The sequence below is a fragment of the Actinocorallia libanotica genome (genome assembly GCF_039525175.1).
Classification (GTDB): domain Bacteria; phylum Actinomycetota; class Actinomycetes; order Streptosporangiales; family Streptosporangiaceae; genus Actinocorallia; species Actinocorallia libanotica.
The window spans coordinates 167,770-180,901 of the sequence record NZ_BAAAHH010000012.1 but is presented as its reverse complement, the minus strand read 5'-3'; the positions used below and the strand labels follow the sequence as shown (position 1 = coordinate 180,901).

At 72.3% G+C, this 13,132-nt stretch carries 12 protein-coding genes; 7 read left to right on the top strand and 5 right to left on the bottom strand.

Going from position 1 to position 13,132, the window contains the following annotated elements; translation table 11 throughout:
- Positions 1–990, top strand: a 990-nt coding sequence (locus ABD140_RS17160) for an OB-fold domain-containing protein (protein WP_344241841.1), incomplete at its 5' end; no start/stop codon positions are given.
- 1 nt (position 991) lies between these two features.
- Entirely contained in the window at positions 992–2,182 is a 1,191-nt protein-coding gene (locus ABD140_RS17155; protein WP_344241840.1) for an acetyl-CoA acetyltransferase, read from the top strand.
- Positions 2,183–2,264: 82 nt separating this feature from the next.
- On the opposite strand, the gene ABD140_RS17150 is transcribed toward ABD140_RS17155, so the two are convergent.
- A complete protein-coding gene (locus ABD140_RS17150) occupies positions 2,265–2,993 on the bottom strand; it encodes a hypothetical protein (RefSeq protein ID WP_344241839.1) in 729 nt (242 codons plus the stop codon).
- Positions 2,994–3,065: 72 nt separating this feature from the next.
- On the opposite strand from ABD140_RS17150, the gene ABD140_RS17145 reads away from it, so the two are divergent.
- From ABD140_RS17145 to ABD140_RS17130, 4 genes are read left to right on the top strand one after another with little or no spacing between them, the layout of a single operon-like run.
- Complete coding sequence (locus ABD140_RS17145) at positions 3,066–3,914, top strand: enoyl-CoA hydratase/isomerase family protein (protein ID WP_344241838.1); 849 nt, start codon at positions 3,066–3,068, stop codon at positions 3,912–3,914.
- A 53-nt stretch (positions 3,915–3,967) separates the two neighbouring features.
- Positions 3,968–5,158 (top strand): acyl-CoA dehydrogenase family protein, encoded by a 1,191-nt coding sequence (locus ABD140_RS17140; RefSeq protein ID WP_344241837.1) that lies wholly within the window; start codon positions 3,968–3,970, stop codon positions 5,156–5,158.
- Positions 5,149–6,108, top strand: coding sequence for an acyl-CoA dehydrogenase family protein (locus tag ABD140_RS17135; protein ID WP_344241836.1), 960 nt, complete (start codon positions 5,149–5,151; stop codon positions 6,106–6,108). Before ABD140_RS17140 ends, ABD140_RS17135 begins: the two co-directional genes overlap by 10 nt.
- A 32-nt stretch (positions 6,109–6,140) precedes the next feature.
- Positions 6,141–7,331 carry an acyl-CoA dehydrogenase family protein gene (locus ABD140_RS17130; protein ID WP_344241835.1) on the top strand — a complete coding sequence of 397 codons (1,191 nt, stop codon included), beginning with the start codon at positions 6,141–6,143 and terminating at the stop codon, positions 7,329–7,331.
- 67 nt (positions 7,332–7,398) lie between these two features.
- Here ABD140_RS17130 and ABD140_RS17125 read toward each other — a convergent pair whose 3' ends face one another.
- From ABD140_RS17125 to ABD140_RS17115, 3 genes are read right to left on the bottom strand one after another with little or no spacing between them, the layout of a single operon-like run.
- Positions 7,399–7,890 (bottom strand): carboxymuconolactone decarboxylase family protein, encoded by a 492-nt coding sequence (locus ABD140_RS17125; protein WP_344241834.1) that lies wholly within the window; start codon positions 7,888–7,890, stop codon positions 7,399–7,401.
- A 41-nt stretch (positions 7,891–7,931) separates the two neighbouring features.
- Positions 7,932–9,389: an MFS transporter gene (locus ABD140_RS17120; RefSeq protein WP_344241833.1), complete on the bottom strand. Its 1,458-nt coding sequence runs from the start codon at positions 9,387–9,389 to the stop codon at positions 7,932–7,934.
- A 10-nt stretch (positions 9,390–9,399) separates the two neighbouring features.
- On the bottom strand, positions 9,400–10,545 hold the full coding sequence (locus tag ABD140_RS17115; RefSeq protein WP_344241832.1) for a serine hydrolase domain-containing protein: 1,146 nt from the start codon (positions 10,543–10,545) through the stop codon (positions 9,400–9,402).
- A gap of 139 nt (positions 10,546–10,684) precedes the next feature.
- Between ABD140_RS17115 and sigJ the strand changes: the two genes are divergently transcribed.
- On the top strand, positions 10,685–11,572 hold the full coding sequence (gene sigJ, locus ABD140_RS17110) for an RNA polymerase sigma factor SigJ (RefSeq protein ID WP_344241831.1): 888 nt from the start codon (positions 10,685–10,687) through the stop codon (positions 11,570–11,572).
- 4 nt (positions 11,573–11,576) lie between these two features.
- Here sigJ and ABD140_RS17105 read toward each other — a convergent pair whose 3' ends face one another.
- Positions 11,577–13,106, bottom strand: a complete 1,530-nt coding sequence (locus ABD140_RS17105) for a class I adenylate-forming enzyme family protein (protein WP_344241830.1) — start codon at positions 13,104–13,106, stop codon at positions 11,577–11,579.
- Positions 13,107–13,132 lie beyond the last annotated feature (26 nt).

Here is a 13,132-nt window from a genome sequence, read left to right as displayed (position 1 = left end):
GCGGCGGCGGGCGCCGACGGCGCGGCGGCCCTGCTCGTCGGCTCCGACGCCGACGGACCGGTCGTCGCCGAACTCCTCGGCCGCTCCTCGGTGACGGAGGAGTTCGTCGACCGCTGGCGGGTGCCCGGCGAGAACGCGTCCCGGCTGTGGGAGGAGCGGTTCGGCGAGACCCGCTACACCGAACTCGGCGCGGAGGCGCTGAAGCTCGCACTCGAAGACGCCGGGATCGCGACCGCGGACGTGGACACGCTCATCGTGGCGGGCCTGCACGGACGCGCCGCCAAGGCGGTCGCCGCCCGCTCCGGGGTGCCCGCCGACCGCGTCGCCGACCGACTCGACGCGACCGTGGGCAACGTCGGCGCGGCCCAGCCCGCGCTGTTGCTGGCGGCGGCGCTCGAAGCCGACCCCGCCGAAGGCCGGATCATCGTCCTGCTGTCACTGGCCGACGGCGCGGACGCCCTGGTCTTCCGCACCACCTTCGCGCTCGCCGCCCGCCCCGTGGAGAGCCCCGTGCGGGCGCAGATCGCCTCCGGCGCGCCCGTCGCCTACGGCACCTACCTGGCCTGGCGCGGCCTGCTGCCGGTCGAGCCGCCGCGCAGGCCCGAGCCCACCCGCCCCTCCTCCTCGGCCGCCCGCCGCAACGCCGACTGGAAGTTCGGCCTCGTCGGCTCCCGCGGAGAGGAGGGCATGGTGCGGATGCCGCCGTCCCCGCTGGACGCCGAGGCCGCGCCCATGGCCGACGCGGCGGGCACGATCGTCACCTTCACCGTGGACCGGCTCGCCTACTCGCCGAGCCCGCCGGTGGTGTTCGCGGTCGTGGACTTCGACGGCGGCGGCCGCCTGCCCATCGAACTCACCGACGTGGACGAGACCGAGGTCGCCATGGGGGACAGGGTCGAGCCGACCTTCCGGCGGCTGTTCACCGCCGACGGGATCCACAACTACTTCTGGAAGGCCCGTCCCGCGCGCGGCGCGGGGAAGGAGCACTGAGATGGGCTCGCACGGCATCAAGGACCGCGTCGCCATCGTCGGCATGGGCTGCACCCGCTTCACCGAGCACTGGGACAAGGGCGTCGACGAGCTGCTCCTGGCCTCGACCGGGGAGGCGTTCGCCTCGGCCGGGGTCGACAAGGAGCAGGTCGACGCCTACTGGCTGGGCACCGCCCAGTCGGGCATGAGCGGCCTGACGCTCTCCAAGCCGCTGCGGTTGCGGGACAAGCCCGTCACCCGGGTGGAGAACTACTGCGCCACCGGCTCCGAGGCGCTGCGCCAGGCCGCCTACGCGGTGGCCAGCGGTGCCTACGACGTGGCGATGGCCGTCGGCGTGGAGAAGGTCAAGGACTCCGGCTACCAGGGGCTCAACGCCTTCCCCATCCCCAACGACGGCACGCAGCGCACGCTGACGGCCGCGGCGATGTTCTCCATGGTCGCGCCCGCCTACGCCCGCCGCTACGGCGTGGATCAGGAGGAGATGCGCACGGTCCTGGCCCGCATCGCCTCCAAGAACCACGCCAATGGGGCGCGCAACCCCCGTGCGCAGTTCCGCAAGGAGATGTCCGTGGAGAAGCTGTGCGCGATGCCCGCGGTGGCCGGAGGACTGTCGGTCTTCGACTGCGCGGGCGTGGCGGACGGCTCGGCCGCGGCGATCGTCGTACGGGCCGAGGACGCCCACCGGTACACCGACAAGCCGCTGTTCATCAAGGCGCTGTCGTTCGTCGCCGGGGACGGCTCGGGCCTGATGGACCCGGCCTACGACTACACGACCTTCCCCGAGGTCGCCGCCTCGGCCCGGGACGCCTACGCCCAGGCCGGCGTCGTCTCACCTCCCGACGAGCTGGCGCTGGCCGAGGTGCACGACTGCTTCACCCCGACCGAGCTGGTGCTGCTGGAGGACCTCGGGCTGGCCGAACGCGGCACGGCCTGGAAGCGCGTCCTGGCGGGGGCGTTCGACCTGGACGGCGAGCTGCCGGTCAACCCCGACGGAGGGCTCAAGTCGTTCGGGCATCCGGTGGGCGCGTCCGGCCTGCGCATGATGTTCGAGGCGTGGCTGCAGCTGCGTGGCGAGGCGCCCGAGGAGCGGCGCGTCTCCACCTACGGCTCCCGCTCCCTGGCGCTCACCCACAACCTGGGCGGCTACCCCGGGGAGATGGTCAGCTTCGTGTCCATCCTCGGCACGGACTGAGACGGCGCGGGCGGCGGTCGAGATGAGGGATCGCCCGCCGCCCGCGCTTCTTTCCTTCTTGCCGGAGAGCCGACACCCGGGCCTAGTCCGTCCAGTCCGTGCGGTCCTCGCGCGAGGGCTGGCGGCCGGTGCGGAAGGGGGACAGGTGCGCGTCGACGAGGAGGATGCGCTCCCGCTCGCGGACCAGGTCGCCGGCCTTGGCGAGCAGCGCGTCCTCGCCGCGGATCTGCGCCTTCTCCAGAGCGCCCCACGCGCGCCAGGTGGGGACGGCCCACAGCAGAAGACACTCGTCGAGGTTGTGCATGGCGGTGGCCCATGCGCCGACGAGGCGCCATCCGGTGCGCTCCCGGGCGGCCTCCGCGCCCGCCATCGCGGCGTCCAGGAAATGCCAGGCGGTTCCGGGCTCGACCTTCACCAGCTCGTGGGCGTAGACCTCGCCGCGCACGCCCGCCGCGCACAGCTGCTCGATGGTCGGGGTCTCCGGATGGGGGACCACGATGCGGTCGAAGCCGCCCGAGCGCAGGTCGGCGGCGGCGGCCCACCACTTCTCCAGCGCGGGGTCCTGCAGGATCTTGTTGCCGAACTCCAGCGTGAAGGAGTCGGCGAGGCCGTCGAAGCCGTCCTCCTCCCACATGTTCACCGTCTGGGGCCAGGGGCCGGTGCTGCCGACGACGCCCCACACGCCGTAGCAGAGCTGGTTCCGCTGCTCCTGGGCGATGGGGCTCCAGTTGGCGGTCATGTGGTGCATGTAGCGGGCGCGGTTCTGCTTGGTGATGTGGATGAACTCGTGGATGTAGACCTTGTCGTTCATACCGCTCCCAGATTCCCTGATTGATGATGTTTTATATAATTTACACTCACCTTCGAGAAAGGCGGCACGCCCGTGTCAGCACAGTCCGAGCAGCCACCGGAACCCGAACTCCTGTGGGAGGTGGCGGAGGGCGTCGCCCGGATGACGCTCAACCGGCCGCAGGCGGGCAACTCCATCACCCCCGGCCAGCGCGGGCAGATCATCGACCGGCTGGGCGAGGCGAGCGCCGACCCCCGGGTGCGGGCGGTCGTGCTCACCGGGGCGGGGGACCGCCACTTCTGCACCGGCGCCGCGCTGGGCGCCCCCGCGGCCCCCGCGGCCCCCGCGGAGGACCTGCCCGAAGGGCTGCCCGAGAACCCGGCCGGAACGGTGGCCCGCGCCATCGCGGGCGGCGCGCAGCAACTCGTCTCGGCCGTCCTCGACTGCGAGAAGCCCGTCATCGCCGCGGTCAACGGCACGGCCGCCGGGATCGGCTGCCACCTCGCCTACGCCTGCGACCTGGTGCTGGCGGCCGACCACGCCAGGTTCATCGAGGTGTTCGTGCGGCGCGGCCTGGTCGTCGACGGCGGCGGCGCCTACCTGCTCGCCCGGCTCGTCGGCCCGCAGAAGGCCAAGGAACTCGTCTTCTTCGGCGACGACCTGCCCGCCGCCGACGCCGAGCGGATCGGCCTGGTCAACCGGGTCGTCCCGGCGGACGAGCTCGCCGGGGCCGCCGGGGCGTGGGCCGCGCGCCTGGCCGCCGGGCCCACCGTCGCGCTCGGCCTGGGCAAACGGCTCATCAACCACGCCCTGGACGGCGACCGCGCGGCCAGCCTCGCCGAGGAGGCGCTGGCCGCAGAGATCAACATGACCAGCGAGGACGGGCGGGAGGGGCTGCGCGCCTTCGTCGAACGCCGCTCGCCCCGTTTCCGCGGCTGGTGACCGTCCCTCAGTAGATTGCGGGCATCGTGCATGCCCCGGCACAGGAGCTTCTCGTGGATCTGCGTCTGACCCCCGCCGAGACCGCCTTCCGGGACCGGTTGCGGTCCTGGCTGGCCGACGTCCTGCCCTCCCTCCCCGACAAACCCGACCGCGACGACTGGCCCGCCCGCCGGGCGTACGACACCGCCTGGCAGCGCCTGCTGTTCGACGCCGGATACGCGGGCGTGGACTGGCCCGCCGAGCACGGCGGCCTCGGCGCCAGCCCCACCGAGCAGCTGATCTTCCTGGAGGAGACGGCCCGCGCCCGCGCCCCCTACGTCGGCGCCAACTTCGTCGGCCTCCTGCACGCCGGCCCGACCCTCATCGTGGAGGGCACCGAAGAGCAGCGCGCCGCGCACCTCCCGCGCATCCTGCGCGGCGAGGAGGTGTGGTGCCAGGGCTTCTCCGAACCCGACGCGGGCTCCGACCTCGCGGCGCTGCGCACCACCGCCGTCCGCGACGGCGACCACTACGTCGTCAACGGCCGCAAGGTGTGGACCTCGCACGCCGAGGTCGCCGACCACTGCGAGCTGCTGGTGCGCACCGACCCGGCCGCGCCCAAGCACAAGGGCATCACCTGGCTGATCCTGCCGATGGACACCCCCGGCGTGCAGGTCCGCCCGCTGCGCACCGTCGTGGGCAGCAGCGAGTTCAGCGAACTGATCCTCGACGACGTGCGCGTGCCCGTCGCCAACCGGGTCGGCGCGGAGAACGACGGCTGGCGGGTCGCCATGGTCACCTTCTCCTTCGAGCGGGGCACCGCCTTCATCTCGGACGTGATCGAGTCCCGCAATCTGCTGGAGGAGACCGTCGCCATCGCCAGGAAGACGCCCGCGCCCGGCGGCGGCACCCTGTGGGACGACGCCGCGCTGCGCCGCGACGTCGGAAGGCTCACCGCCGAGGTGAACGGGCTGTGGTCGCTGATCTGCAAGAACGTCTCCGAGGCCCAGGCCGGGATGATCCCCGTCCAGGGCGCCTCGGTGTTCAAGCTGAAGTTCACCGAGAGCCGCCAGCGCATCGGCGACCTCGCCTCGCACGTCCTGGGCCGCGCCTCGCTGGCGATGAGCGACCTGCCGGACGCCCACATGGTGGAGGACCGCGTCAACACGCTGTCGTTCACGATCGCGGCCGGCACCTCCCAGATCCAGAAGAACATCCTCGCCGAGCGGGTGCTCGGCCTGCCCAAGGAGCCACGGTGGACCTGACGCTCAACGCCGACCAGAAGGACCTGCGGGCGGCGCTGCGGGACCGGCTGGCCGACCTGTGGAGTCCCGACCGGCTGCGCGCCGCCACCGAGACCGGCGACTTCGACCATGACGCCTGGAAGGCACTCGCGGAGATGGGCGTCTTCACGGTGACGCTGCCCGAGGACGCGGGCGGCATGGGCCTGGGCACGGCCGACGCCGTCATCCTCTTCGAGGAGCTCGGCCGCGCCCTGGTGCCGGGACCGGTGACCGCCGCCTTCCTCGCCGCCGGACTGGTGCCCGGCGCGGCCGAGGGCGACGCGGTCGTGACCCTGCTCGACACCCGCGACGCCACGTCCGTCGTCGAGCACCCGCGGGCCGCCACCCACCTGGTCGTGATCGACGACGACGGCCTGTTCCTGCTGCCCGCCCCGCGGGCCGAACCCGTCGCACTGCCGCTGGACCCGCTGACGCCCGTCGGCCGGGTCTTTGTACGGCCCGAGGACGGCGAGCGGATCGGCACCGCCGAGGACGCGGCCCGCTGGCGGCTGCTGGGCGCGGTGCTCACCGCCTCCCTCCAGGTCGGCACCGCCCAGGGCGCGCTCGACCTCGCCGTCCGGTACGCCAAGGAGCGCACGCAGTTCGACCGCGTCATCGGCTCCTTCCAGGCGGTCAAGCACCTGCTCGCCGAATGCCTGGTCCGGACCGACCTGGCCCGCGCCGCGACCCTGGTGGCCGCGCTGGTGCTGGACGACCCCGAGTCGGGCGACCCGCACGCGGCGGCCTCGTCGGCCAAGCTCCTGGCCGACGAGGCCGCGGCGGCCGGCGGCCGGACGGGCATCCAGGTGCACGGCGGCATGGGCTTCACCTGGGAGGTCCTGGCCCACCTCCACCTCAAGCGCGCCTGGGTCCAGGAGACGGTCTTCGGCACTGCGGGGGACCACGCCGAACACCTCGCCGCGGCCTTCTGAGACGCTGGCCCCATCCCCCCTAGGAGGTAGACATGAAGCGTCTGGCGCGGACCGAGGGTCTGACCGAGGTGCAGCGGGAAATCCTGGCGGCGGTGGCGGAGTTCGCCGAGAAGGAGATCCTTCCGGTGGCCACCGAGTTGGAGCACGGCGACACCTATCCGGCGGAGATCGTCGAGGGTTTGAAGAAGCTGGGTGTGTTCGGTCTGATGATCCCCGAGGAGTACGGGGGTCTGGGTGAGTCGCTGCTGACGTACGCCCTGGCGGTGGAGGAGTTGGCGCGGGCGTGGATGAGCGTGTCGGGCGTCATCAACACCCACTTCATCGTCGCCTACATGGTGATGAAGCACGGCACGGAAGAGCAGAAGGCGGATCTGCTGCCGCGCATGGCCACCGGTGAGTTGCGGGGTGCGTTCTCGATGTCGGAGCCGGACTGCGGCTCGGACGTCTCGGCGATCAAGACCAAGGCGGTGCGCGATGGCGACGACTACGTCATCAGCGGTCAGAAGTACTGGCTGACCAACGGAGGTTCCTCCAGCCTGGTGGCGGTGCTGTGCGTCACCGACGAGGGCGCCGACTCGGTGTACAAGAACATGACGACGTTCCTCATCGAGAAGACCCCTGGTTTTGGTGAGGTCGCCCCCGGCCTGACGATCCCGGGGAAGATCGAGAAGATGGGGTACAAGGGCGTCGATACCACCGAGATGCTCTTCGATGGCTTTCGTATCGGCGCCGAACACGTCCTGGGCGGCGTCCCCGGTAAGGGTTTCGGGCAGATGATGGACGGTGTGGAGGTCGGCCGTGTCAATGTCGCCGCCCGCTCCTGCGGCATGGCCCGCCGCGCGTTCGAGCTGGGAATCGCCTATGCCCAGCAGCGTGAGACGTTCGGCAAGCCGATCGCCCAGCACCAGGCGATCCAGTTCCGGCTGGCGGAGATGGCCACCAAGGTCGAGGCCGCCCATCAGATGATGGTGATGGCCGCCCGCCGCAAGGACTCCGGTGAGCGCAACGACCTGGAGGCCGGGATGGCCAAGTACCTGGCGGGTGAGTACTGCAAGGAGGTCGTGGAGGACTCCTTCCGCATCCACGGCGGTTACGGCTATTCCAAGGAGACCGAGATCGAGCGCCTCTACCGCGAGGCGCCCATGCTCCTGATCGGGGAGGGGACCGCCGACATCCAGAAGATGATCATCGGTCGGCGCCTCCTGGAGGACTACAAGATCTGACGGGAAGACGACGCGACCCCCGGCCTGGGTGAGGCCGGGGGTCGCGTCGTCGTGCGGCGGAGACGGATCAGTTCCGCCACTGCTCGGCGGGCGAGACGCCCGGGAGCGGCTTGCCGATGAGGGCGAGGGGGAGGAAGAAGCAGACCTGCCCGATCGACAGGATGAGCGTGGTGAGCGCCTTGTCGTCGTAGTGGGCGGAGGCCTGCGCGTACAGGTCGTCGGGGACGCGCTCGCCGTCCGGGGCGGCGGTGAGGACCGCCTCCACCAGCGCCAGCGCGGCCCGTTCGGCGTCGGTGAAGCAGGACGCGTCCTGCCAGGAGGCGACGGCGGCGATACGGTCCTCGGACTCCCCGGCCTTGCGGAGGTTGCCGGTGTGCAGGGCGGTCAGGTACTCGCTGCCGACGATCTGGCCGGCGCGCAGCTGCGCCAGGCTGATCGTGGTCTGCGGAACCAGGCCGTTCCCGGCGATCTTGGCGAGGGCTCCGGCGACCTGCCCCAGTTCGGGGACGAGCACGGCGGGGTTGGGGAGGCGGGACTGGAGGGTCTGGTCGATGCTCATGGCGGGGGTTCCCTTTCGTCTTTCCGGTCGGTGTTCCACTGCTATGACGGGTCGTGTGAGACGGATGTGACCGGTATCCGCGACGGATTCCTCCCGGATTTCCCGGTGTCGGTCCGGAGAAGGAGGAACGCGGCCAGGAGGGCGGCCAGGTAGAACGCGGCGGCGCCGAGCAGGCCGGTGGTGTAGCCGCTGGTGAGGGAGTCCCGCAGTGCCGTGCCCGCGGGCTGCTCGGCGGTGGTGGTGGCGGCGACGGCGGCCAGGGCGGCCAGGCCCAGGGCGCCGCCGATCTGCTGGCTGGTGTTGACGAGCCCGGAGGCGACGCCCGAGTCCTCGGCGGCGACTCCCTGCACGCCGCCGATCGTCGCCGCGACGAAGCCGACGCCGAGGCCGACGCCCGCGACCAGCTGGGCCGGGAGCAGGACGAGCAGGGCGTTCTGGTCGGGGGCGAGCAGGCTGAACCAGACCATCGCCGCCGCGGCCACCGCCATGCCGGCCGCCAGGACGTTCCGGGAGGAGGTGCGGGCCTGCAGGGCGGGCCCGGCCAGGCCGGAGCCGAGGCCGATGCCGATCGCGAACGGCAGGTACGCCAGGCCCGTGATCATGGGCGAGTAGTGCTCGACCGCCTGCATGTAGAGGGTGAGGAAGTAGAAGGTGGCCAGCTGGCCCGCGCCCATGAGCAGCATGACCAGGTTGGCGCCGAGCCTGCCGCGGTCGGCCAGGACGCCGGTCGGCAGCATCGGGTCGCGGGTGCCGCGCTGGACGGCGGCGAAGGCGGCGGCCAGCACGAGGGCGGCCGCGCCGAAGGCGAGGGTGAGGCCGTCGCCGAGCCCGTCGGACCCGGCCCGGTTGATCGCGTAGACCAGGGAGCCGAGGGCGAGGGTGGCGGTGACCGCGCCGGGCAGGTCCACGCCGCCGCGCCTGCGGGTGCCGGGGACGAGGACGAGCGTGCCCGCGAGCGCCAGGAGGACGAAGGGCACGTTGATGAACATGATCCACCGCCAGCCCAGATACTCGGTGAGCGCGCCGCCCAGGAGCAGGCCCACGACCGAGCCGAGTCCGCCCATCGCGCCGTACACGCCGAGCGCCTTGTTGCGGGCGGGCCCGGCGGGGAAGGTGTCGGCGAGCAGGGACAGCGCGGCCGGGGCGACGATCGCGCCGCCCACGCCCTGGAGCATGCGCGCGGCGATCAGTGTGCCGCCGTTCTGCGCGACGCCGCCCAGCAGGGAGGCGAACAGGAACACCGCCAGCCCGATCCGGAACAGCCTGCGACGGCCGAAAACGTCGCCGATGCGGCCTCCGGCGAGCAGCATCCCGCCGAACGCCAACGCGTAGGAGGTGAGCACCCAGTCGAGGTCGGATTCGGCGATGCCCAGACTAGAGCCGATGACGGGCAGCCCGACGGTCACGATGGTGCCGTCCATGACGAGCAGCAGTTGCGCGGCGGCGATGACCAGGAGGGCCAGGCCGCTCTTGTCGCCGCTTCGGGTGTGCGAGGTCATCCGGGCCTCCTCAGGCGTCCGTGGCGGCGCGGTGGACGGCTGCGGCCAGCCGGTCATGTTCGGGATAGGACCAGTTGAAGGAGAAGCGGCGGCGGGTGTAGCCGAACGCGATGCCGCTGACGGGGTCGGCGAAGGACTCCGACCCGGCCGAGCCGTTGTGGCCGAAGGCGTTCGCGCTCAGGAACGGGTAGCGCAGGCCCTTGGCCTGGAAGCCGAGGGCGTACTGGCCCTGGGGTCCGGTGACGAGGTCGGCGCCGGTCGAGTGGAGCATCGCGAACTCGCCGAGGGTGTCGGGCTTGAGGAGCGGGGCCCGGCCGTCCAGGCCGAAGCCCGCGGCCGCGTACAGGGCGGCCAGCCCTCGGGCGTTGCCCACGCCTCCGGCGGAGGCCTGGCCGAGCGCGCGCACCCGGCGGGTGTTGAGGAAGGCGACCTGGTCCAGGGGGGTGGCGGAGTTGAGGCCGTAGCCGATGCCGGTGATGCTGTGCGGGCCGGGGACGGTCGCCCAGAACGCGGCGAGTTCCTCGGGGGTCGCCAGGCCGGGCAGGATCTCCCGGTAGCGGTCCTCCAAGACCTCCGGCAGGCCGAGGTGCAGGTCCAGGCCGTAGGGGGCGCGGATCCGCTCTTCGAAGATCTCCTGCAGGGCGGTGCCGGTGACGCGGCGGATCACCTCGTTCACGATCGCGAACACCACGAAACCGCCGTAGCCGTAGGCCGAGCCCGGCCTCCAGTACGGTCGCTGCCCCGCCAGGCGCCCGGCGATCGTCCGGTCGTCGGCGAGCTCGTCCGCGGTGAACCCGCCGTCGACGCCGATCACACCGGAACGGTGGGTGAGGACGTCCCGCAGCGTGATCCCGGACTTGCCCGCGGCGGCGAACTCCGGCCAGTGCCGGGCGACGGGCTCGTCCAGCGCGAGCGTCCCGTCCTGGACCAGCAGCGCCGCCACCAGGGTGGCGGCGCCCTTGGTCGAGGAGTAGACGCCGGTCAGGGCGTCACCGGCGGCCTCGTCCCCGGTCCACAGGTCGACCACCCGCCTGCCGTGCACGTAGGCCGCCAGCTGCGCGCCGGTGCCGCCCTCCTCGGCCACCACGGCGGCGAACTCCTCGCGCACCGCCTCGAAGCCGTCGGCCACGGTTCCGTGGACGTCGTTCTCGTTCATCGTCTGCTGCTCCGCTCACCGTTCGGTCGATGTGTTCGGAGGCATGACGCATGGATTTCAGAGAGTGTGACCGGACTCGTCGGTCACATTCCGGGAGTTCTCTTCGTCATGGATGCAGAGACCTGACAAAGGATTGATCATGGATGAACGCGATTTCCTGGCCCGGCGGTTCGAGGACCACCGCACGCATCTGAAGGCGGTGGCCTACCGGATGCTCGGCTCACTGGCCGAGGCCGACGACGCCGTCCAGGAGGCGTGGCTGAGGCTGGCGCGCTCGGAGGCCGACGAGATCGACAACCTCGGCGGCTGGCTGACCACGGTCGTTGGGCGGGTCTGCCTGGACATGCTGCGCTCCCGCCGGTCGAGGGGCGAGGAGCCGCTGGAGTCCCGGCTGCCGGACCCGATCGTCAGCGAGGAGGGCGCCGATCCCGAGCAGCAGGCGCTGATGGCCGACTCGGTGGGCCTGGCGCTGCTGGTGGTGCTGGAGGCGTTGAATCCGGCGGAGCGGCTCGCCTTCGTCCTGCACGACATGTTCGGCATGTCGTTCGAGGAGATCGCGCCGATCGTCGACCGCACCCCGGCCGCGGCGCGGAAGCTCGCCAGCCGGGCCCGGCAGCGGGTGCGGGGCGAGGCGCCCGAGCCCGAGCCGGACCCGGTCGCGCAGCGGCGCGTCGTCGACGCCTTCTTCGCCGCGGCCCGCGACGGCGACTTCGGCGCGCTGGTGGCCGTCCTCGACCCCGACGTGGTGCTGCGCGCCGACGGCGGGAAGGCGCTGCCCGGCGGCATGAAGGTCCTGCGCGGCCTGGAGGCGGTGGCCGGGCAGGCCGCCACCTTCCAGCGCATGGCGACGCTCTCCACCGTCCGGCCCGCGCTGGTCAACGGGATGGCCGGGCTGGTCAACACCGTCGACGGCGAACTCTTCTCGATCATGAGCTTCACCGTCGCCGGCGAGAGGATCGCCGCGATCAACATCCTGTCCGACCCCGAACGGCTGGCCCGCCTCGACCTCGCGGACCTGCCGTCCTGAGCGCTCACCCGCGCGGGGGAGCGCCGCTCACGATCCGGGCGGCCTCCTCGCGCAGGCGGGCGACGTCCACCTTGAAGGTGGCGTTCACCGGCAGGTCCGCGACGAACACCACCTCGTCGGGGACCTTGTAGTCGGCGATGCGCTCCCGGCACCAGGCCCTCAGGTCCTCGGCCGTGGCCGCCTCCGGTTCCCGCAGGACGGCGAAGGCGACGCCGATCTCGCCGATGACGGGGGCGGAGGCGCCGACGACGGCCACACGCGCGACTTCCGGATGCGCGGCCAGCGCCGCCTCGACCTCAGACGGGTAGACGTTGTAGCCGCCGCGCAGGTAGGCGTCGTCGGCGCGGCCCACGATCGCGAGGTTGCCGTCGGCGTCCAGGGACCCCAGGTCGCTGGAGGCGAGCCAGCCGTCCGGGCCGATCGCCTCGGCGGTGCGCACGGGATCGTCCCAGTAACCGCGCATCATCGACCGTGAACGCAGGCAGACCCGGCCGACGGCCCCGGCGGGCAGCGGCTCGCCGAGCGGGGAGCGGATCTGGACCTCGGCGCCGCCCAGCGGACGGCCCACGGTGCGCGCGGCGACCTCCGCGGGATCGTCCAGGCGGGTGCCGAACGCCAGGGGGACCTCGGTGCTGGCGTACCTGACGACGACCTGGCAGCCGATCCGTTCGCGCAGCCGCGTGACGAGCGCGGCCGGTACCCGGCTCGCCCCGGTGGCGATGAGCCGCAGCGCCGAAAGGTCGGCGCCGTCGAGCTCGTCCAGCATGACGAGCTTCTCCCACTGCGTCGGCACGCCCTGCCCGAGCGTCACCCGCTCGCGCTCCAGCACCTCCAGCATGGCGTGCGCGCTCCAGACGGGCGGGGTGAGGATCAGCGAGGAGCGGTGGGCGACCTGCTCGTAGACGCGGGTGACGTAACCGGAGTGCGCGAACGGCACCGGCATGAGCTTGCGGTCGTAGGGAGCGCTCAGCGGGCCGAGGTTGCCGCCGATGAACCGCAGGGTGCCGTGGTCGAACCAGGCGCCCTTGGGCAGGCCGGTGGTCCCGGTCGTCCAGACGATCACCGCGGGGTCGCCGTCGTCCGCGGTGGACGCGCCGGTGATCGAGGGCGTTCCCCCGGTGCCGCGCTCCCGGACGTCGACGATGGGCCAGCGCACGCGTTCCGGAGCGTCGGTGACGGTCAGGACGGGCCGGGAGCGGCCGAGGATGTGCTCGATCTCGGTGGGCCCCAGCCGGGGGTTGACCGCCGAGACGATCGCGCCCAGCCGCAGCACCGCCAGATACCAGACGGCGAACTCCCGGCCGGAGGGCAGCAGCAGGGCGACGATGTCCCGGACGCCCACGCCCCGCTCGGCCAGGACGCTCGCGGCGAGCGCCGACTCCTCCCACCACTCCCGGTAGGTGAGCACGTCCCCTTCCTGGACCAGCGAGGGCAGGTCGGGCTCGGCGGCCAGGACCGCCTCGAACAGCGCGTCAAGGGGTGCTCCGGCCGCGTGCGGTCCGGGAACGGAGAGGTCGGCGAGGGAGGCGTTCACATCAGGCTCCTTGGGGGAGGAGGACG